A 22101-nucleotide genomic window follows, 5' to 3' on the forward strand; every position below is an offset into this window, starting at 1 on the left:
CCGTATGACCGACCCCCTGGACGCCCCGCCGCCCCCCGCCCCGCTGCTCGTCGTCGTGGACGGCGCGAACGTCGTCGGCTCCCGGCCCGACGGCTGGTGGCGGGACCGCCGGGGCGCGGCCGAGCGGCTGCGGGACCGGCTGGCGAGCGAGGGGCTGCCCGGGCACGCCGGACCGGTGGAGATCGTGCTCGTGGTCGAGGGCGCGGCCCGGGGCGTGGCGTCGGTGCCCGGCGTCCGGGTGGAGTCGGCGCCGGGCAGCGGGGACGACCGGATCGTGGAGCTGGCCGCCCTGAGCCCCGGCCGGGCCCGCCTGGTGGTCACCGCCGACCGGGAACTGCGCCGCCGGGTGACGGAGCTGGGGGCCGAGGTGGCGGGGCCGCGTACGGTCCTGGGCTGAGCCGGGCCCGTTGTCCGGCCGGCACCCGGGCGTACAGCACCGCCCCGTCGACCCGGGCCACCTCCTCGTAGCCGGCGGCCAGCAGCCGGCGCAGCGTGGGCAGGCGGCCCGGGGTGTACGGCTCGCCCCGGGAGTCGTCGACGACCAGGACGGGGGCGTGCGCGGTCATCTCCCGGCGGAAGACCGGCCAGGTGCCGGCGACGGCGTACTCCTCGCCGACCCGGGGGCCGTCCCGGCCGCCGCTGTAGTTGGTGAGCAGGCCCGCGGTGAGGTAGCGGGTGGCGGGGGTGCGGCCGGCCAGCCAGTACGTCTCCGGGTGCATGCCCCAGACGAGGACCCGGTCGGCGGGTGCCGTGCGCTGCGCGAGGGCCGCCGCCAGCCGTTCGGCGTGCGCGAGTTCGGGGCGCGGGGCGAGAAGGCCCCAGGCGAGGAAGAGGGCGCAGGCGCCGGCCGAGGTGAGGACGGCGGCCAGGTGCCGCTCCCGGGGCAGGACGTGCAGCGCGGCGGTGGCCAGCAGGGCGAGCGGCGGGGTGAGCTGCAGGTAGTAGTGGCCGAAGAAGTGGCAGCCGACGGCCACCGCGAGCGCCGAGGCGGCCAGCCACAGCCACAGCTCGGCCGCCGGGGTGCGGGCGGTGCGCAGGGCGCGTACGACCGGCGGGAGCAGGCCCGCGGAGGCGACCGCCAGGATCACGGCGTTGGTCAGCGCGCGGGACAGGACGTGGAGTTCGGAGCCGGTGACGGAGGCGTAGGCGGCGGAGCCGGTCACCGTCCAGAACAGGAAGCCGGCCGGATCCGTCGCCAGGGCCGCGCCGAGCACCGGGACCGCGCATCCGGCCGCGAGCCGTGGCAGGCCCGCGCGGGTACCGCCCCTCTGGTGCAGCAGCCAGGCCACCGGCAGCAGGACCGCGCCGCCGGTCTGCTTGGTCAGGAACGCGGCGGCGACGGCGGCCCCGGCCGCGCCCCAGCGCCCCCGGTCGGCGCACCACAGGGCGGCGACCGTCCAGGGCAGCATGAACACCTCGAAGGTGGCGGCCTGCGCGTCCTCCGGATTCAGCCCGACCGAGACCAGCAGGTACAGCACCCCGGCGGTGCGGCCGGCGCGGTCGCCCCAGCGGCGGCGGGCCAGGGAGGCCAGCAGGACGGCGGTGAGCAGCTGGGCGAGGACGGCGAGGACCCTGAGCGGGGTCAGGGAGCCGGAGCCGCAGAGCGCGAACGCCGCCTGGTACAGCCAGGGCAGCAAGGGCGGTTTGCGGTCCACGACCGTCTCGTACAGCTGTCCGCCCCGGGCGAGCAGCCGGGCCTGTACGGCGAGGAAGCCCTCGTCCGGGTTCCACAGCGGCCGGGCGAAGGAGGGGATCCGGGTGAGGCAGGCCAGGGCGGCCAGGAGGGGCAGCATCCGCACCCAGTACGCCGTCCGGGTGACCGTGGCCCGTGCGGGGGCGGGCGGGGCGGCGAGCATGGTCCGCACGCTATCCGGCCCCGCGGTCCCGGCCGAAGCGGGACATACGGGGCCGGAGCGGGAGTCCGAGGGGCTGCTCCCCGTTCCGCTCGGCCCGGCCGCCCTCCCCCTTCCGCGCGGCCCGGCCTCTCCGGCCTCTTCGGCCCTGCGCCCTTTCCGCGGGGCTCGCTACTTCCCCTTCTCGCGCGGCTCGCGCGGGACCGCGCCGGCCGTGGTCTCCTCGCGCCGGGCGAGGCGGCTGTGCGAGAGGCCGTAGAAGAAGTAGACGAAGAAGCCGATGACCATCCAGACGGCGAACCGGATCCAGGTCTCGGCGGGCAGGTTGAGCATCAGCCACAGCGTGGCGCACACGGAGACGATCGGGACGACCGGGACCCAGGGGGTTCGGAAGGAGCGGGGCAGGTCCGGGCGGGTCCTGCGCAGGATGATCACGCTGATCGCGACGACGACGAACGCGAAGAGCGTGCCGATGTTCACCAGCTCGGCCAGTTCGCTCAGGCTGGTGAAGCCGGCCACGATCGCGATGACCACACCGAGCAGGATGGTCGACCGGTACGGGGTGCGGAACTTCGGGTGGGTGTGCGAAAAGAACCGGGGCAGCAGCCCGTCGCGGCTCATGGCGAAGAAGACCCGGGACTGGCCGAGCAGCAGGATCATGCAGACCGTGGTCAGGCCGACGGCCGCGCCGAAGCTGATCAGGCCCGCGAACCAGGGGTGCCCCGTGGCCTTGAACGCGTCGGCGAGCGGCGCCTTCACGGACAGCGCGGTGTACTTCTGCATGCCGGTCACGACGACCGCCACGGCGACGTACAGGGCGGTGCAGATGACCAGGGAGCCCAGGATGCCGCGCGGCACGTCACGCTGCGGGTGCCGGGTCTCCTCGGCGGCGGTGGCGACGACGTCGAAGCCGATGAACGCGAAGAACACCACGGACGCCGCGGTGAAGATGCCCATGACGCCGAAGTTCGAGGGCGCCCAGCCGAACATCAACTGGATGAGGGGGGCCTTGAGGTTGCCGCCGGCCTCCGCGGACTGCGCCTTCGGGATGAACGGGTCGTAGTTGCCGCCGTGGATGAAGAAGGCACCGGCGATGATCACGACGAGGACCACGGCCACCTTGATCGCGACGACCACGGAGGTGACCCGCGCGGAGAGCTTCATGCCCACGACCAGGATCGTGGTGAGCAGCAGCACGAGGGCCGCGGCGAGGATGTCGAAGCCGAAGCCGTGGGCGCCGTCCCTGCCGGAGAGCGCCTCGGGCAGGTGCCAGCCCGCGTTGTCGAGCAGCGAGTGGATGTAGCCGGACCAGCCGACCGCCACCACCGCCGTGCCCAGCGCCAGTTCCAGGACCAGGTCCCAGCCGATGATCCAGGCGGGGAGTTCGCCGAGCGAGGCGTAGGAGAAGGTGTAGGCGGAGCCCGCCACGGGGAGCGTGGAGGCGAATTCGGCGTAGCAGAGGGCGGCGAGCGCGCAGACGACACCGGCCACGACGAAGGAGAGGGCGACGGCCGGGCCCGCGGTGTTCTTGGCGGCCGTGCCGGTGAGGACGAAGATGCCGGTGCCGATGATCACACCGACGCCGAAGACGGTCAGGTCCAGGGCGGTCAGCGACTTCTTGAGCGAATGCTCGGGTTCCTCGGTGTCCAGGATGGACTGCTCGACGTTCTTCGTGCGGAACAGCGCGTTGCTCACGTTCCTGCCTCCCACGCCTTGTGAGGCCTCGATATGGCTCAACATGATCGAGAGGGTCGGGGGGCGTATTCCCCGGCACAGGCAGGTTCACGCAAACGGGCCGGTTCCGCCACCGGGAGGAGCGGTGGAACCGGCCCGCGGGGGCGTTTTCCGGTCGCGTTCTAGTCGCGCGCGGACTCCACGGAGTCCACCGCGCCGGCGGTCCGGTCGAACCGGCCGTCGATCCGCGCGACCAGCCCGGTGACCTGGCGGGCGATGTCCGGCGCGGTCAGCCCGATCTCGGCGAGCACCTCGGCGCGGGAGGCGTGGTCGAGGAAGCGCGGCGGGATGCCGAAGTCGCGCAGCGGCACGTCCACACCCGCGTCCCTGAGGGCCTGGGCGACCGCGGAGCCGACACCGCCGACGCGGCTGTTGTCCTCGACGGTGACGACGACCCGGTGCCGCTCGGCGAGCGGGGCCATGGCCTCGTCGACGGGCTTGACCCAGCGGGGGTCCACCACGGTGGTGGAGATGCCCTGCCGGTCCAGCAGCTCGGCGATCTCCAGGCACATCGGGGCGAGCGCGCCCACGGAGACCAGCAGCACGTCCGGCCGGTCGGTGCCCGGCTCCCGGAGCACGTCCATGCCCCCGACCCGGCCCACGGCGGGCACGGCGGGGCCGACGGCGCCCTTGGAGAAGCGGACCACGGTCGGCGCGTCCTCGACGGCGACGGCCTCGCGCAGCTGGGCCCGCACCTGGTCGGCGTCGCGCGGCGCGGCGAGCCGCAGCCCCGGCACCACCTGGAGGATCGACATGTCCCACATGCCGTTGTGGGAGGCGCCGTCGGTGCCGGTGACGCCGGCCCGGTCCAGGACGAAGGTCACCCCGCACCGGTGCAGGGCGACGTCCATGAGGACCTGGTCGAAGGCGCGGTTGAGGAAGGTGGCGTACACGGCGAAGACGGGGTGCAGTCCGCCGTGGGCGAGGCCCGCCGCGGAGACGGCGCCGTGCTGCTCGGCGATGCCGACGTCGTACACCCGCTCGGGGAACCGCTTGGCGAACTTGTCGAGGCCCACGGGCTGGAGCATGGCCGCGGTGATCGCGACGATGTCCTCGCGCTCCTCGCCGAGCCTGACCATCTCCTCGCCGAAGACGGAGGTCCAGTCGGCGCCGGAGGAGGCGATCGGCAGCCCGGTGTCCGGGTGGATCTTGCCGACGGCGTGGAAGCGGTCGGCCTCGTCCTGGAGGGCGGGCTGGTAGCCGCGGCCCTTCTCGGTCAGGCAGTGCACGATGACGGGCCCGCCGAACCGCTTGGCCCGGGCCAGCGCCGACTCCAGCGCCTCGATGTCGTGCCCATCGATCGGGCCGACGTACTTCAGCCCCAGGTCCTCGAACATGCCCTGCGGGGCGATGAAGTCCTTCAGCCCCTTCTTGGCGCCGTGCAGCGTCTCGTACAGCGGCTTGCCGACGACCGGGGTGCGGTCGAGGATGTCCTTCGTCCGGGCGAGGAAGCGCTCGTAGCCGTCGGTGGTGCGCAGCGTCGCCAGGTGGTTGGCGAGCCCGCCGATGGTCGGTGCGTAGGAGCGCTCGTTGTCGTTGACGACGATGACCAGCGGCCGGTCCTTGGCCTCGGCGATGTTGTTGAGCGCCTCCCAGGCCATACCGCCGGTCAGGGCGCCGTCACCGATGACCGCGACCACGTGGCTGTCCTGCCTGCGCAGCTGGTTGGCCTTGGCGATGCCGTCGGCCCAGCCGAGCACGGTGGAGGCGTGGCTGTTCTCGATGACGTCGTGCTCGGACTCGGCCTGCGAGGGGTAGCCCGACAGGCCGCCCTTCATCTTCAGCCGCGAGAAGTCCTGCCGGCCGGTGAGCAGCTTGTGCACGTAGGACTGGTGGCCGGTGTCCCACAGCACCTTGTCCTTCGGGGACTCGAAGACCCGGTGCAGGGCGATGGTCAGCTCCACCACACCGAGGTTGGGGCCCAGGTGCCCGCCGGTCTTGGAGACCTCCTGGACGAGGAAGGTCCGGATCTCCTCCGCCAGCTGGTTCAGCTCGTCCAGGCTGAGCCGGTCCAGATCGCGCGGTCCCGTGATGCGGGTCAGCAGCGGCACCCGTGCCTCCTTGCAATAGAGCTGATCGAGCTTTCGCCGGGCTTGGACGAGTCTAATGTTCCGTCCTCGCGCCCGATGGCCGGGCGGGGGGTCATGGCTCACGCGAACGGCTGTACCCGTGCGGCCGGCCCCGACACGCCCTTGCCCGGCACCGGGGGGCGGTGCCGGGCAAGGGCGTGGTGCGTCGGACGCGCTCAGGCGCGGCCGGCCGACTTCTGGGTCTTGCGGGTGATCGAGTCGATGACGACCGTGGCGAGGAGCACGCCACCGGTGATCATGTACTGGATCGGGGTGGCGATGCCCTGGAGGGCGAGGCCGTACTGGATCGACGTGATCACGAGGACACCGAGCAGCGCGTTCCAGGTGCGGCCCCGGCCGCCGAAGAGGCTGGTGCCGCCGATGACGGCCGCGGCGATGACGTTCATCAGCAGGTCGCCGGAGCCGGCGCTCTGGTTGGCGGCAGCGATCTTGGAGGCCCAGAACAGACCGCCGACCGAGGCGAAGAAGCCCGCGATGGCGAAGACCGAGACGCGGACCAGGGTGACGTTGATACCGGCGCGGCGGGACGCCTCCACGCTGCCGCCGAGCGCGAAGACCTTGCGGCCGTACGTGGTGCGGCGCAGCACGAAGTCGCTGCCGACCAGGACGACCACGAAGAGCAGCACCGCGAGCGGCAGGCCCTTGTACTGGTTGAACATCACCGCGACGCCGAACGCGGCGACCGCGAGCAGCACGGTGCGCAGCACGATGTCGCTGAGCGGGCGGGACGGGATGCCCGCGAGCTCACGGCGGCGGTTGCCGAGGAAGGCCGACAGGAAGTACCCGGCGACCGCGACGAAGGCCAGGAGGTAGGCGGCGGCCACGTCCGAGAAGTAGTACGTGGTGAGCTTGCCGACCACACCGTCGCCGTCGATGTTGATCGTGCCGTTCGAGCCCAGGATCTGGAGCATGAAGCCGTTCCAGAACAGCAGGCCGGCCAGGGTCACCGCGAAGGCGGGCGCGCCGATCCGGGCGAAGAAGAAGCCGTGCAGGGCACCGATGACCGCGCCGGCCGCCAGGGCGGCGAGGACGGCGAGCCACTCGTTGACGCCGTGCGTGACGCTCATCACGGCGGTGATCGCCGAGGAGACGCCCGAGACGGAGCCGACGGAGAGGTCGATCTCGCCGAGCAGCAGCACGAAGATGATGCCGACCGACATCATGCCGGTGGCCACCATGGCGACGAAGATGTTGTTGAGGTTCTCCGCGCCGAGGAAGGCGGAGTTCAGGCTCTGGAAGATCGCGCAGATGGCGATGAGGCCCACCACGACGGGCAGGGCGCCGAGGTCGCCGGCGCGCATCTTCCGCTTGAACTCGGTGACGTAGCCCGCGAAGCCCTGTTCGCGCACGAGCAGGCGGGGGTCGACGGCGGGGGCGGCGTCGGCCGCGACGGCGGGCGCGTCGACGGGCTCGGCCTGGGTCTTGTCGATGCTCACTTCTGAGCCTCCGCGGTGGTGCGCGCCGCACGACGGGTCACGGCGTTGTCCGTGGCGCCGGTGATGGCGGAGATGATCTCTTCCTGCGAGGTGGTCTTGACCTCGAACACGCCGTTGTTGCGACCGAGCCGCAGGACGGCGACCTTGTCGGCGACGGCCTTCACGTCGGCCATGTTGTGGCTGATGAGGATGACCGCGAGGCCGCGCTCGCGCAGCCGCTCGACGAGGTCGAGGACCTGGGCGGTCTGCTCCACACCGAGGGCGGCGGTCGGCTCGTCGAGGATGACCAGCTTGGGCTCGCCGAGCATGGAACGGGCGATCGCCACGACCTGGCGCTGACCGCCGGAGAGCGACGCGATCGGGATGCGCACGCTGGGGATGCGGATGGAGAGCGTCTGGAGCAGCTCGCGGGAGCGGCGCTCCATCTCGACCTCGTCCAGGACACCGCGGCGCTTGATCTCACGGCCGAGGAACAGGTTGCCGACGACGTCGATGTTGTCGCACAGGGCGAGGTCCTGGTAGACCGTCGCGATGCCCAGGTCCTGGGCGTCGTGCGGCCGGTTGACCGTGACGGGGCGGCCCTCCCACTCGATGACGCCGTCATCGATGGGGTGGACACCCGCGATCGTCTTGACGAGGGTGGACTTGCCGGCGCCGTTGTCGCCGACGAGGGCAACGACCTCTCCGGCGTGGACCTCAAGCTCTACGTCGGTGAGCGCCTGAACGGCACCGAATCGCTTGGAGACCCCGCGCAACGCCAGCACGGGCGTAGCGGACACGTGAACCATCTCCTTCGCCGCCCGAGCCTGACCCCGGCGGGAGGTTGAACAATGAAGAGTGAGGGGCGTTCCGTCCGGCGCCCCGCCGTTGTGCTGCGGGGCTGTCGGCGGCGGGGCGCCGGACGTGCCGGCACGGAGCGCGCGGACTACGGGCGCGCGCCTCCCGTGCGGGCCGGTGGGGCCGCCGCCTGGGCGGCCCCCTGGGGTGTTACTTCAGGCCGATCTTGTCGCAGGCGGCCTTGTACTTGGCCGAGCAGATGTCGTCGACCGTGTAGTACCCCTGCTTGACGACGGTGTCCTTGATGTTGTCCTTCGTCAGCGAGACCACCGGGACGATGACGGCCGGGATGCCCTTCTCGGTGCCGCTGTCGACGGTGCTGGCGCCGAGCGAGCCGTCCACCTTGCCGGTCTTGGCGATCGAGACGGCCATCTTGGCGACGGTCTCGGCCTCCTGCGGGTAGGACTTGAAGACGCTCATGTACTGCTCGCCCGCCACGATGCGCTGCACGCCCGCGAGCTCGGCGTCCTGGCCGGTGACCGGAGGAAGGGTCTTGAGGCCCGCGCCCTTGAGCGCGGTGATGATGCCGCCCGCCATGCCGTCGTTGGCGGAGTAGACGCCGACGATCTTGTCCTTGCCGAGGGCGGAGATGGCGCCCTCCATGTTGGCGTTGGCGTTCTCCGGCTTCCACTCCTTGGTGTCGTACTCCTTGCCGATGTTCACCTTGCCGTCGAGGACGTCGTGCGCGCCCTTCTTGAACTGCGCGGCGTTCGGGTCGGTCACGGAGCCGTTCATCATGACGACCTTGCCGGACTTGGCCTTGCCGCCCAGGGCCTTCAGCAGCGCCTCACCCTGCGTCTTGCCGACCTCGACGTTGTCGAACGAGGTGTAGGCGGAGATGGGGCCCTCGGCGAGACGGTCGTAGGCGACGACCGGGATGCCCGCGTCCTTGGCCTTCTTGACGCCCTGGGCGACCGCCTTGTAGTCGACCGCGTCGAGGATCAGCACGTCGACCTTCTTGGTGATCATCGTGTCGATCTGCTGCGACTGCAGGGTCGCGTCCTGCTTGGCGTTGAGGTACTCGACCTGGCCCTTGCCGTTCGTCAGATCCTTGATCTGCTTCTCGATGATGGGCTTGTCGAACTTCTCGTAGCGGGCCGTCTGGTTCTCCGGCAGGAGCAGACCGACGGTGATGTCGTCACCCTTGTGGGTCTTCGTCTTCCCACTGTCACCGTTGCCGCCGGACTCCTTCGCGCTGCCGCAGGCGGCGAGCGAGACGGTCATCGCGGTGGCGCAGAAAGCAAAGGCAGCACGACGCATGCGCTTGTTCACTCTTCAAACCTCCCTGACGAGGCCGCGTCGTTGCGGCCGAGGTGGCTGGAAGTCAACTCGGCCACACGTGCGACGTCAAGAAGTAAATCCTTAACGAGATGGCAACGGTGCCATCCGTTCTCTAAGTGAAGGCAGGGGTCGCCACGGGCAGTGCACCCTCCAAAAGGGTCGAATCGCCCATCTCGCTGAGTGCGAGGGCGAGCGCTCCGAGCACCTCCGCGCGGCCGCCCAGCGCCCCCGGGAGAACGGACAGTTGGCGCGCCGCACTGGGGATGGCGTAGCGGCCGACGGACTCCCTGATGGGCCCGAGCACCAGCTCACCGGCCTCGGCGAGATCACCGCCCAGGACCACCCGGCTCGGGTTCAGCAGATTGCAGAGATTGGCCACTCCACTGCCGATGTGGCGGCCGACGTCGGCGATCACCCGACGGCAGCCCGGGTCTCCGTCCCTGGCCAGCCGCACGACGCCTTCCATGGTCAGGTCGGCTCCGTGGCTGGGCTGGAGCAGCGGGAGCACGTAGCGTGCCGCCGCGAACGTCTCCAGGCAGCCGCGGTTTCCGCAGCGGCAGACCGGGCCGGATTCATCGAGTGTAATATGTCCGATTTCTCCGGCGGTGCCGCCCGGGCCGCGGTAGATCTTCCCGTCGATCACCAGACCGGCGCCGACACCGCTCGCGACCTTGATGTACGCGAGGTCCCGCACGCCCTTGCCGCTGCCCCAGACGAGCTCGCCGAGGGCGCCGAGGTTGGCGTCGTTGTCCACGTGCACGGGCACGCCGAGCCGTTCGCGCAGCTCCTCGGCGGGCTTGGTGCCGCCCCATCCGGGCAGGATCGCGGTGGATCCGAGCGTGCCCGACTCCACGTCGATCGGGCCCGGCACGCCGAGCCCCACGCCGGCCACCTTGGACCGGTCCACCCCCGTTGCCGCGATCAGCCGGTTGACCAGCTGTTCGGCCCGGTCGAAGCCCTGGTCGGCGGAGGCGTCCACGTCCAGCGGCTCGGCCTCCTCGGCCAGCACCTGGTGGGCGAGGTTCCCGATCGCGACCCGCAGATGGGTGTGCCCGAAATCGACACCGATCACGATGCCCGCGTCCCCGCTCAGGCTGACGCTGCGGGCGCGCCGCCCGCCCGCCGACGTGGGCGTGACCTCGACCGTTCCGCCGTCTTTCAGCTCCCGCACGATGTTGGAGACGGTCGCTGCGGACAGCCCGGTCGTCCGCGCGATCTCCGCCTGCGTGAGGGATCCGGCCAGGCGCACGGCCCGGACGACCCGCTCCAGGTTGGCCCGGTGCAGCGATGACTGCGACCCTGGAGTCTCCACGACGACCTCCTGAGCGCGGGGCCGCTTCAGTGAGGCCCCGTGTATGTCCAACTAGTGAACTCTAAGCTGAGCCGTTCGGGGCGACATACGTCAAGAGGTTGAACCGTTTCCGGGTACCCGCTACACGCGCGCGCACGCCGTCCCCGGGGCCGGGAACGGCGTGCGCACGGGCGGCCGGCGGGTGCGGTCACTTCAGGGTGGCCGAGGTCAGGCCCGCCTGCACCTGGCGCTGGAAGGACAGGTAGACCACCAGCATCGGGATCATCGCGATCGTCACACCCGCGAAGAGAACGGGCAGGTCGGAGGCGTATCCCTGCTGCTGTTGCAGTTGGATCAGTCCCTGGGTGAGGACGTACCGCTCGGGGTCGTCACCGCTCTGCGGCTGCATCAGCACCGTGGGGAGGATGAACTGGTTCCACTGCCCCAGAGTGTTGAAGATCCCCACGCTGATCAGTCCGGGTTTCGCCATCGGCAGCATCACCTGGAAGAAGGTGCGGGTGTGCGAGGCGCCGTCCAGGATCGCCGCCTCGAAGACGGCCGTGGGCAGGGTCCGGAAGAAGGCGTGCATGAAGAACACCGTGAACGGCATCGAGTAGGCGACGTAGACCAGGATCAGCCCCTGGTAGGTGTTCAGCATGTCCAGCCGTTTGACCATGAAGAACAGCGGGACCAGGGCCAGGAAGACCGGGAACATCGCTCCGGCCACGAAGAAGTAGTAGAGCAGCCGGTTGCCCCGGAAGCGGTACCGGGCCAGCACGTACGCGGCCATCGACCCGAACAGCATGGTCAGCGGCACGGAGAAGACCAGGACGATCACGGTGTTGAGGAAGTAGTCCCCGATGCCCTTGTCCCAGGCCCGGCCGAAGACGCCGAGGGTCCAGTTCTCGGGCCAGCCGAGGGCGGAGCCGCCGATCTGGGCGTCGGTCTTGAAGGAGCCGAGCACCAGCCACAGCAGCGGCAGCACGATCAGCAGGGCCCACAGGGCGAGGAACCCGTGGGAGAAGACGTTCAAGGCCACGCCCTCGCCGCGGCGGTCGCCCGGCCGGCCGGGGACCTTGGCCACCGTCCGCCCGGCCGGTGCGGGGGCGGTCTCCTTGATGGGTGCGCTCATCGTCGTCGCTCCGCTCAGAACTCGATGCGCTCGCGACGGGTGGCGCGCAGCGTGACCACGGACAGGACCAGCGTGAGCAGCAGCATGACCACGCCCATGGCGCAGGCGTAGCCGCTCTTGCCGTAGTAGAGGAAGTTCCGCATCATCACCGTCGACATCACGTCGCTGTGGTGGTCCGGACCGCCGCCGTAGGCGCCCATGTTCTGGGTCATCGAGGAGACCAGTACGAACATGTCCATGGCGACGATGCCGAGGTAGACCCAGGCGGTCTGCACCGAGTCCCACAGCAGTGGCAGGGTGATGCGGAAGAAGGACTGGTTGCGGCTCGCCCCGTCGATCAGGGCGGCCTCGTAGATGTCCCTCGGGATGGACTGCATGGCGGCCGAGAAGAGCACCAGGTAGAAGCCGGTGCCGTGCCACACCACGGCCAGCAGCAGCGCCCACAGGACCATGTCCGGCTCGTTGAGCCACTCCACGGGGTTGCCGGCGTCGACCAGGCCGAGCTTGATCAGGAACCCGTTGAGCAGACCGCCGCCGTCACTGCGGTACACCGCGTTGAACAGCACGGCGAGGATGGCCAGCGACAGCACCTGCGGGAAGAAGTAGAGGATTTTGTAGAACCTCGCCCCGGCGACCCCCTGCACCCCGCCGGCCCGCCCGCGCCCGCCCGCGTTCAGCATGAAGGCGAAGAACAGGGCCAGCAGGATCGTGATCACCGGGATGAAGACCAGGAAGAGGATGTTGTGCCAGACGGCCTCGAGGAAGACGTCGTCCTGGAACAGCTTCCTGTAATTGTCCAGACCAACGAAGCGGAAGGTCTGTGACTGCCCCTTCCAGTCGGTCAGCGAATAGCCGAACGTCTGGATGTACGGCCAGATCACGAAGATCACATAAAGCGCCACGGGAACGAGGAGAAATCCCGCGACGAACCGGTACTGCCCTTTGCGCATGGCGTTCTTCCCTGCCCTGTATCGGAGCGCCTCGAAGGGGCGCGGGGCTGTGCCGATATGCGGCTCGGCCGCGTGGGCGCGACCGGCCACGGCGAGCCGGCACCCGCGCCCCCGCGGCGACCAGGCGAACCTAATCCCGGTGGTTCTTCTTGGAAGCGGGGTCCTTGGCCTGCTTGTCCACCGCCGCCTGACACCTCTTCAGCCACTCCTTCGGCTGAATCCGCTTGGCCATCAGCTCGTTGGACGCGGCCTCGATGGCCGTCCCCATCTCGCTGTACCACTCCGTGTACAGGTACCGGAAGGTGTGGTCACCGGCCGCCTTGGACGCCTCCACCGTGGACTGCGTCCCCGGCCGCAGCCGGACGCTCGGATCGACGCCGTCCTTCAGGATCGTCAGCGAGTTCGCCTGCTTGGCGAAGAGCGTCGACCACTCCTTGGACAGCATGCGGCGCATGAACTCCTGGGCGGCCGGCCGGTTCTTCGCCTTGGCCGGGATGACGAACGGCTCGCCCGAGCCCGCCCGGATCGCCTCGAACGGCAGCTTGCTGCCGGGCAGCAGCGGCATCGGCAGGAACTTCATGTCGAAGTCGGCCGGCGTCTGCTTGAGCTGCTCGTTCTCCAGCCAGGAGCCGGAGGTGATGAACACCGCCTTGTACTGGTTCCAGCGGGTCTGGGACTCGGTGTGGGTCAGACCGTTCGTACCGGGCATCAGATAGCCCTTCTCCACCACCTCGTAGACGGCCTCGATGGCCTCCTGCGCCGCGTCGGAGCCGACGAACGCCTTGGGGTCGAGGTTGTCGATCGCCTTCATGGCGTCCAGACCGCCCTTCTTGGCGATCAGGTCCATGATGGCGACGTTGATGTAGTACGGGTACTTGCCCTGGTGGGCGAGGCCGCCGATGCCCTGCGACTTGGCGTCCTTGCAGACGGCGAGGAAGTCGGCCCAGGTCTTGGGCTCCTGCCAGCCCTTGTCCTTGAAGAGCTTGCCGGAGTACCACAGCCCCCAGACCGTGTAGATGTAGTTCAGCGCGACGACCTTGCCCTCCTGCATGCCCGGGTCGAGCGTGCCGGGGATCAGGGTGTCGCGGACCTTCTTGGCGGGGTCGTCCACCGAGGGCGCGTCCAGCACCTCGGCGAGGTCCAGCAGTTGCCCGTTCTTGTACAGGACGTCGATGTTGATCTTCTGCGCGCCGGAGTCGTCCACGAGGTCCGGCGGGTTGCCGGCGTTGAAGCGCGGCTGGAGCTTGCCGGTGATCTCCTGGGTGCCGGTGTGGGTGGAGGTGATGCCGAGCTTCTTGCCGAAGTCGGCTTCCCACGCCTTGGCGTAGTCGTCGCCGTATCCGCCCTTGAAGACGACGACGTCGAGCTTGCCGCCCTTCCTGGCGCCGAACGGGTTGTCCTTGGACGTCTTCCCCTTGGTGTTGCCCTCGTCCGAGTCACCGCTGCCACCACCGCTGGCACAGGCGGACAGCAGGCCCATTCCGGGAACCGCGACCAGACCGAGTGCCGTGGACCGCTTGATCAGATCACGACGGCCGACACCTTCAACACCGTGGTGCTCAGTGGATCCCATGCTCAAGTCCTCGCCTTCTCCAGGACTCAGGCGGTGAACCGGATCCTCCCCGGCACCGCTGTCGGGTAGTGCTGGGTCGTGCTGGAAACGCCGACAGGTATAGTCCACTTTCCGTCGGCGGAGCAAGATCGAATGCAGGGTTCGCTCCGGGTCTTTTCCGAGTTGAGACCTCGCGGAAATATGGCGCCCGGAGAACGGGCCGACGGAAAAATTCGCGACATAAGTCCCTGAATGCCATGGCCAACACCCTTGACACCACCGGCCACTTGACCACCTACTGGTTCCTGCGCCCGGTAACTGACAACGTTGTCCGGAGGGGGCGCAGGAGGGGAAATCCTTGAGATGCAGCGGAGAACGCGGCACAGATGGACTCCGGCGGCCGTCCTCACGGCCGCCTTCGTCATGGCCGTCGGCGGGCAGGGTGCCGCGGTGGCCCTGCCCGCCGGGGCTCCGGCGCCCGACCGGGAGTTCGCATCCTCGTTCGAGGCGGGCGACCCGGCGCCGGACTGGCTGAACACCGTCGACACCGGAGCGGACGGCACCCCGCGCTCCTCGGGCGTCGACGGCGGCTACAGCACCGGCATCCCGGGCAACGTCACCGACCATGTCACCGAGGTCCGGGCGAGCGGCGAGAACGCGGGCGCCGGCGAGGTCGAGGAGAACCTCGTGGACGGCGAACCCGGCACCAAGTGGCTGACCTTCGCGCCCACCGGCTGGGTCGAGTTCGACCTGGACAAACCCATCAAGATAGCGACGTACGCGCTCACCTCGGCCAACGACTACGCCGAGCGCGACCCCAGGGACTGGACCCTGAAGGGCTCCACCGACGGCAAGGACTGGAAGACGGTCGACACCCGCTCGGGCGAGACCTTCTCCGAGCGGTTCCGGACACAGTCGTACGACCTCGCCGAACCGGCGGAGTACCAGTACTTCCGGCTGGAGGTGACGAGGAACGCCGGGGCCCCGGACATCCTGCAGCTGGCCGACGTGCAGCTGTCCACCGGAGGTGCCGGCGGACCGGTGCCGCAGGACATGCTGACCCTGGTCGACAAGGGCCCCAGCGGCTCCCCGACGGCGAAGGCACGGGCCGGGTTCACCGGGACGCGTGCCCTGCGCTATGCCGGCCGGCACACGGCGGCGGGCCGGGCCTACTCGTACAACAGGGTCTTCGACGTGAACGTGAAGGTCGGCGGCGACACCCGGCTGTCGTACCGGATCTTCCCGTCGATGGCCGACGGCGACCGCGACTACGACGCCACGAACGTCTCCGTCGACCTGGCGTTCACCGACGGCACCTACCTGAGTGACCTCGGCGCTTCGGACCAGCACGGTTTCCCGCTCTCCCCGCGCGGACAGGGCGCGTCGAAGGCGCTGTACGTCAACCAGTGGAACAACGTGAGCGCGCGGATCGGCTCGGTCGCGGCCGGCCGGACCGTCGACCGGATCCTGGTGGCGTACGACTCCCCCGACGGCCCGGCGAAGTTCCGCGGCTGGCTGGACGACGTGGCCCTGAGGCCGGTGGCGCCGGAGAAGCCCAGGGCGCACCTGTCGGACTACGCGTTGACCACCCGCGGCACCAACTCCAGCGGCAGCTTCTCGCGCGGCAACGACTTCCCGGCGACCGCCCTGCCGCACGGCTTCAACTTCTGGACGCCGGTGACCAACGCGTCCTCGCTGAGCTGGCTGTACGAGTACGCGCGTGCGAACAACGCCGACAACCTGCCGACGATCCAGGCCTTCAGCGCGAGCCATGAACCGAGCCCCTGGATGGGCGACCGGCAGACGTTCCAGCTGATGCCGTCGGCCGCGTCCGGCACCCCGGACACCGGCCGCGAGGCGCGGGAGCTGCCCTTCCGGCACGAGAACGAGACCGCGCGGCCGTACTACTACGGGGTGCGGTTCGAGAACGGCGTCAAGGCGGAGATGACCCCGACCGACCACGCGGCCGTCCTCCGCTTCACCTACCCCGGGGACGACGCGAGCGTGCTGTTCGACAACGTCACCGAACAGGCCGGACTGACGCTCGACAAGGAGCACGGGATCGTCACCGGCTACTCGGACGTGAAGTCGGGCCTGTCGGCGGGCGCGACGCGGCTGTTCGTGTACGGCGAGTTCGACAGGCCGGTCACCGACGGCGGCTCCAGCGGGGTGAAGGGCTTCCTGCGCTTCGACGCCGGCGCCGACCGCACCGTGACCCTGCGCCTGGCGACCTCCCTCATCGGCCTCGACCAGGCGAAGGAGAACCTGCGCCGGGAGATCCCGGACGGCACCTCCTTCGGCACGGTCAGGGAGCGCGCCCAGCGCACCTGGGACGACCTGCTCGGCAGGGTCGAGGTGGAGGGCGCGACCCCGGACCAGCTGACCACGCTGTACTCCGGGATGTACCGGCTGTACCTGTACCCCAACTCCGGCTTCGAGCGGGTCGACGGCAAGGACCGCTACGCCTCGCCGTTCTCCCCCATGCCGGGCCCGGACACCCCCACCCGCACCGGCGCGAAGATCGTGGACGGCAGGGTGTACGTCAACAACGGGTTCTGGGACACCTACCGGACCACCTGGCCGGCGTACTCGTTCCTGACGCCGTCCCAGGCCGGCGACATGGTCGACGGGTTCGTGCAGCAGTACAAGGACGGCGGCTGGACCTCCCGCTGGTCCTCCCCCGGCTACGCCGACCTGATGACCGGCACCTCCTCGGACGTGGCGTTCGCCGACGCCTACGTCAAGGGCGTCCGGTTCGACGCGAAGGCGGCGTACGACGCGGCCGTGAAGAACGCGACCGTCGTGCCGCCGGTGTCCGGCGTGGGCCGCAAGGGCATGGCCACCTCGCCCTTCCTCGGCTACACCTCGACCGACACGCACGAGGGCCTGTCGTGGGCGATGGAGGGCTACGTCAACGACTACGGCATCGCGCGGATGGGCGAGGCGCTGTACAAGAAGACGGGCGACAGGCGCTACCAGGAGGAGTCGCAGTACTTCCTCAACCGGGCACGGGACTACGTGAAGCTGTTCGACACCGGTGCCGGCTTCTTCCAGGGCCGGAACGCGGCGGGCGACTGGCGCGTGCGGTCCTCGGCGTACGACCCGCGCGAGTGGGGCTACGACTACACGGAGACCAACGGCTGGGGCTACGCCTTCACCGCCCCGCAGGACAGCCGGGGTCTGGCCAACCTGTACGGCGGCCGGCGGGGCCTCGGCGACAAGCTGGACGAGTACTTCGCCACCCCGGAGACGGCCTCCCCCGACCACGTGGGCTCCTACGGCGGTGTCATCCACGAGATGACCGAGGCGCGGGACGTCCGGATGGGCATGTACGGCCACTCCAACCAGGTCGCGCACCACGTCATCTACATGTACGACGCCGCCGGCGAGCCCTGGAAGGCGCAGGCGTACGTCCGTGAGGCGCTCTCCCGGCTGTACACCGGAAGCGAGATCGGGCAGGGCTACCACGGCGACGAGGACAACGGCGAGCAGTCGGCCTGGTACCTCTTCTCCTCGCTCGGCTTCTACCCGCTGGTCATGGGCAGCGGCGAGTACGCCATCGGCTCGCCGCTGTTCAAGAAGGTCACCGTGCACCTCGAGAACGGCCGGGACCTGGTGATCCGGGCACCCAAGAACAGCGCGCGGAACGTCTACGTCCAGGGTGTGACGTTCAACGGCCTCCCCTGGACGTCGACCGCCCTCCCCCACTCCCTGCTGTCCAAGGGCGGGGTGCTGGACTTCTCGATGGGCCCCGAGCCGTCGGCGTGGGGCACGGGCAGGAACGCGGCGCCGGTCTCGATCACCCGGGACGACAAGGTGCCGGCGCCCCGCGCGGACGTCCTGAAGGGCGCCGGCGCCCTCTTCGACGACACCTCGGCGACGAGCGCCACGGTCACCTCGGCCGACCTCCCGGCCGAGGGCGCCGTCAAGCCGGTCCAGTACACCCTGACCTCGGGCGCCGACCGCACGAAGGCACCGACCGGCTGGACCCTCCAGGGCTCCACCGACGGCGCGAAGTGGCGAACCCTGGACCACCGCACCGGCGAGACCTTCACCTGGGACCGCCAGACCCGCGCCTTCACCATCGCCGCGCCGGGCACGTACACGCGGTACCGCCTGCTCCTGGACGGCGAGTCGGTCCTGGCGGAGGTGGAGCTGCTGGCCTGACCCGAGAGGACCGCCGACAGGACAAGGGGGGCGGGCCCCGGCGGGCCCGCCCCCGTGCCGTGTCCGGGCTCAGTCCGTCGCGAGGGTGAAGACGTGCAGGTCGGCGTTCCGTGGGAGCGTGACGCCGCTGATCCGTCGGCCGGGCGGCGCCTGGTGGGGCCGGGTGGCGAAGACGTACGTCGCCACCGGGTCCTTGTCCGCGCCGGCGACGTTGCGGTACGCGGTCCTGGCGACGATCTCGTTGCCGTACTGGACGGTGCCGCCTCCGCCGCCCACGGTCCAGTCGGTGAAGGAGAGGTCGACGGTGTCGGTGGTGCCGTCGGTGTAGGTCACGGTGGCCTCGGTCCGCTGGTTGCCGTTGACCGCGCTGCCGATGAAGGACAACCGCTGCGCGGGAGTGGGCAGGTGGATGGTCTGGCCGGCGGCCGAGGCGTTGTCGGGGCGGCCGGCGGGCGAGGCGGGCCAGGTGAAGGCGAGGCCGTCGACGGTGGACCGTCCGCCGGGGGTGAGGCCGGCCGCGGCGAGGGCCTGCCGGGAGTAGCTCCAGCCGCCGCCGTCGTAGTCGGCCTCGTCGTGGTCGCCGTCGTCGTCGGAGATGCCCGTGGTGTCGTAGGCGGCGAGCAGGGTGCCCGGGGCGGCGATGGTGAGCGTCACGGGCTGCGCGTACGAGGAGTCGCCGGAGGTGACCTCCAACCGGACGTCGGCGAATCCCTGTTCGGCGTCCCGCGCCGCCGTGAGGGTGATGTCCTGGGCGCCGTCGGTGACCGTGCCCTCGGCGGGCGCGGCCGTCACCCCGGCCGGGGTCCGGACCCGGAAGCGCACCTCGGGGCCGGCGCCGCCGGTCAGTGACAGCGCGCGGACGCCGATCGTCGTGCTGCCGCCGGGGGCGACGGTGGCCGCGGTGGGCCCGACGCCGATCTGGTACGGCTGCTCGCCCTCCCGGAAGGACGGCGGCGGGCTGCTCGCGCCCCAGGCGCGGTCCGGGACGGTGGACAGGGTGTAGTCGAGCCGGCCGCCGTCCCGGACGAAGGAGGCGGGAAGCCAAGGACGGTCGCTGGAACGGCCGTCGACCTTGAGGGCGTGGACGTACGGCGCGTCGGCCGCCGCCCCCGTGGCGCGGACGGAGATGTCGTTGCCGTGCGGCCGGTCGATCTCGATCCGTGGGAACAGCGGCGAGGCGAGGACGAGTTCGGCGCGGGAGGGCACCTGCGGGTACATGCCGAGGGCGGAGAAGACGTACCACGCGGACATCGCGCCGAGGTCGTCGTTGCCCGGGATGCCGCCGGGCTCGGCGGACCACAGCTGCCGCATCGCCGCGCGGACGGTCTCCTGCGTCCTGGACGGGGCACCCGCGTAGGCGTACAGGTAGGGGACGTTGATCGACGGCTCGTTGTCCAGCTCGGACTTGGTGCCGCCGTGGCCGGTGAAGGCCCAGCCTCCGTCGGCGTCGTGGAAGAAGTCGTCCAGCCGGGCGAGCGCCTTCGCCCGGCCGCCCAGCGCGGCGAAGAGGCCCGCCGGGTCGTGCGGGACCATCCAGGTGTACTGGGCGGCCGTGCCCTCCACGAACCCGTTGCCGGTGTCCGGGGTGAAGCCGGTGACCCAGCTGCCGTCGGCCTTGCGGTTCGCGACGTAGCCGCCGGAGGGGTGGGCCGCGATGTCGAAGGTGTTCTGCCACCACTGGGCGCGGCGCGCGAAGGTGTCCGCCGTGCCCTTCCGCCCCGCCGCGCGGGCGAGCTGGGCGATCGCGAAGTCCGCGGTGGACATCTCCAGCGTCTCGGCGGCGCCGCCCCAGGCGTTGGAGACGGACGGCATGTAGTGCAGCCGGAGGTACTTGTCGAGGGACGGCCGCTGGCCCACCGACAGGACGGGTTTCCCGGCGGCCGACAGGTCCTGCGCGGTGGGGACGGTCGCCGCCCGCACGAGGGACCTCAGGGCGCCCTCGAGGTCGAAGCCGGTGCCGCCGAAGGCGTGGATGCCGGCCAGCGCGGTCGGCGCGGGGTCGCCGTTCATGACGTGGGTGCCGCTCGCGCCGTGCAGCCAGCGGTCCCAGACGCCGCCGTTCTGCCGGGCCAGCTCGTACAGGGACTGCGCGATGTCCGAGCCGGTGCGCGGGTCGAGGAGCGTGAGCAGCTGGACCTGGTCGCGGTAGACGTCCCAGCCGGAGAAGGTGCCGTACCGGGCGTGCCGGCGGCGGACCGTGTGGACACGGCCGTCGGCGCCCCGGTACCTGCCGTCGGCGTCGCTGATCACGTTCGGGTGCAGCAGCGCGTGGTAGAGCGCGGTGTAGAAGGTGGTGCGCTCCGCCTCCGTGCCGCCGCCGACCCGGACCGCCCCCAGTCGCTCCCGCCAGGCCCGCCGGGCGGCCTCCCGGACCGCGTCGAAGGAGCGTCCCGGCGGGTTCTCGGCGTCCAGGTTGGCCTCGGCGGCCTCCCCGCTGACGTAGGAGATCCCGACCTTGGCGTGGACCGGGCCGTCGCCGGGGGCGAACTCGACGTATCCGCCGGCGCCCTTCCCGGCCACCGGCCGCCCGCCGTGCGCGAAGCCGCCGGTGCCGCCCGAGGCCTCCCGGGAGCCGGGGTCCAGCCGGTCGTCGTGCCAGGTGCCGGTGGCCCGGAAGGCGCGGTCGAAGCGGGCGGTGAAGTACAGGGTGTAGTAGGAGCGCCGGCCTTCGGGATCGAGGTAGCCGCAGAAGTTGCCGGAGGTGACCGAGCCGGAGACGGTCCGGGTGTCCGGGTCGATGGTGACCGTCGAGTCCTGCGAGCCCACCTCGGAGTTGGCGGTGCGCACGAGCAGCGAGGCGGGCTTCCCGGCCGGGTAGGTGAAGCGGGCCGAGCCGGTGCGCGCGGTGGCGGTGAGGTCGGCGGTGACACCGGAGGCCAGGACGGCCCGGTAGTGGCCGGGCTCGGCGGTCTCGTCGGCGTGGCGGAAGCCGGAGGCGTAGACGGCGTCCTCGGTGTCGCTCGCCGGGGAGGAGGTGACCTCTCCGGCGTACGGGAAGAACGGGATGTCCCCGCTGCCGCCGGCGCAGCCGGTGCCGGACATGTGGGTGAGGCTGAAACCCCGGATGCGGGTGGCGTCGTACTGGTAACCGCCGGGCGCGGCGGTTCTGGTGGCGTCGCCGCGTGTGTTCTCCGGGCTCCAGGAGAGCATGCCGAACGGCACGACGGCGCCCGGGAAGACGTCACCGCCGTTCCTGGTGCCGATCAGCGGATCGACGTACGGGGTGGGGTCCTCGACGAGGCCGGGGGGAGCGGCGGTCGCCGCGGGGGCGGGGGCCGCCCAGGTGCCGCCGGTCGCGAGGAGCGCGGCGAGCAGTAAGGACGTGGGTCTCAAACGCATGACGCGGCCCTTCCTCCTAACGGACGGGTCGCGCACCACAGGTCGCACAAGCCGCAGGGACAGTAACGTGCGCCACCGCTACCACGGAAGACCGCGTACGCTCCGGCAGGCGCACGCCGGGATCACCCGGTCGAGTGAGTCAAGTCGCTTGACATCGTTGTCGGTTGAGGCGGTAGAGTCATGTACAGACCATTGACAACGATGTCGCGCGGCCGGAGCGCCGCACAAGCCACGCAGTTGCAGGCCATCCCCTCCGGGCAGGGATCCACCACCCCCCTCCCCTGTCCGGCTCGCGGACCCGGTGCGCACGGCCACCGGGTCCGCCCAGAGCGCGTCGACCGGGCCGGCAGGCCGGGCGGTGGCGCTGTCGCCGGCCCTGGACGGCGCAGCCGCGGGCCGACCGGGCCCGGCGAGCCGTTCCAGCCGGCGGCGCGGACCG

At 70.7% G+C, this 22101-nt stretch carries 13 protein-coding genes; 2 read left to right on the forward strand and 11 right to left on the reverse strand.

Translation table 11 applies throughout. The features are described 5' to 3' along the window. Positions 1-4 precede the first annotated feature (4 nt). The gene (locus ACZ4VF_RS06440; protein WP_467923487.1) at positions 5-397 is read left to right on the forward strand and encodes an NTP pyrophosphohydrolase; all 393 of its coding nucleotides are present in this window, start codon (positions 5-7) and stop codon (positions 395-397) included. Here the strand turns inward: ACZ4VF_RS06440 and ACZ4VF_RS06445 are convergent. The 10 genes from ACZ4VF_RS06445 to ngcE form a co-directional block, all read right to left on the reverse strand. Beyond that, positions 318-1856 carry an ArnT family glycosyltransferase gene (locus ACZ4VF_RS06445; RefSeq protein WP_467923488.1) on the reverse strand — a complete coding sequence of 513 codons (1539 nt, stop codon included), beginning with the start codon at positions 1854-1856 and terminating at the stop codon, positions 318-320. The genes ACZ4VF_RS06440 and ACZ4VF_RS06445 overlap by 80 nt on opposite strands. Before the next feature lie 168 nt (positions 1857-2024). Then, entirely contained in the window at positions 2025-3548 is a 1524-nt protein-coding gene (locus ACZ4VF_RS06450) for an amino acid permease (RefSeq protein ID WP_467923489.1), read from the reverse strand. 161 nt (positions 3549-3709) lie between these two features. Continuing rightward, positions 3710-5638, reverse strand: coding sequence for a 1-deoxy-D-xylulose-5-phosphate synthase (gene dxs / locus ACZ4VF_RS06455; RefSeq protein WP_467923490.1), 1929 nt, complete (start codon positions 5636-5638; stop codon positions 3710-3712). A gap of 194 nt (positions 5639-5832) precedes the next feature. Further along, positions 5833-7113, reverse strand: coding sequence for a sugar ABC transporter permease (locus ACZ4VF_RS06460; protein ID WP_467923491.1), 1281 nt, complete (start codon positions 7111-7113; stop codon positions 5833-5835). Then, complete coding sequence (locus tag ACZ4VF_RS06465; protein WP_467923492.1) at positions 7110-7901, reverse strand: ATP-binding cassette domain-containing protein; 792 nt, start codon at positions 7899-7901, stop codon at positions 7110-7112. Before ACZ4VF_RS06465 ends, ACZ4VF_RS06460 begins: the two co-directional genes overlap by 4 nt. A gap of 199 nt (positions 7902-8100) precedes the next feature. Beyond that, positions 8101-9222: a sugar ABC transporter substrate-binding protein gene (locus tag ACZ4VF_RS06470; RefSeq protein ID WP_467923493.1), complete on the reverse strand. Its 1122-nt coding sequence runs from the start codon at positions 9220-9222 to the stop codon at positions 8101-8103. Between the two features lie 121 nt (positions 9223-9343). Continuing rightward, entirely contained in the window at positions 9344-10543 is a 1200-nt protein-coding gene (locus tag ACZ4VF_RS06475) for an ROK family transcriptional regulator (RefSeq protein WP_467923494.1), read from the reverse strand. A gap of 187 nt (positions 10544-10730) precedes the next feature. Then, a complete protein-coding gene (locus tag ACZ4VF_RS06480; RefSeq protein WP_467923495.1) occupies positions 10731-11654 on the reverse strand; it encodes a carbohydrate ABC transporter permease in 924 nt (307 codons plus the stop codon). A gap of 14 nt (positions 11655-11668) precedes the next feature. Continuing rightward, positions 11669-12604, reverse strand: a complete 936-nt coding sequence (locus ACZ4VF_RS06485) for a carbohydrate ABC transporter permease (protein WP_467923496.1) — start codon at positions 12602-12604, stop codon at positions 11669-11671. Between the two features lie 130 nt (positions 12605-12734). Next, positions 12735-14177: an N-acetylglucosamine/diacetylchitobiose ABC transporter substrate-binding protein gene (gene ngcE / locus ACZ4VF_RS06490; protein WP_467923497.1), complete on the reverse strand. Its 1443-nt coding sequence runs from the start codon at positions 14175-14177 to the stop codon at positions 12735-12737. Between the two features lie 342 nt (positions 14178-14519). On the opposite strand from ngcE, the gene ACZ4VF_RS06495 reads away from it, so the two are divergent. Then, positions 14520-18323, forward strand: coding sequence for a GH92 family glycosyl hydrolase (locus tag ACZ4VF_RS06495; RefSeq protein WP_467923498.1), 3804 nt, complete (start codon positions 14520-14522; stop codon positions 18321-18323). A 69-nt stretch (positions 18324-18392) separates the two neighbouring features. Here the strand turns inward: ACZ4VF_RS06495 and ACZ4VF_RS06500 are convergent, their stop codons facing one another. Then, positions 18393-21662, reverse strand: a complete 3270-nt coding sequence (locus ACZ4VF_RS06500; protein WP_467923499.1) for a GH92 family glycosyl hydrolase — start codon at positions 21660-21662, stop codon at positions 18393-18395. Positions 21663-22101 lie beyond the last annotated feature (439 nt).

The sequence above is a fragment of the Streptomyces sp. NPDC029151 genome, from assembly GCF_055564315.1.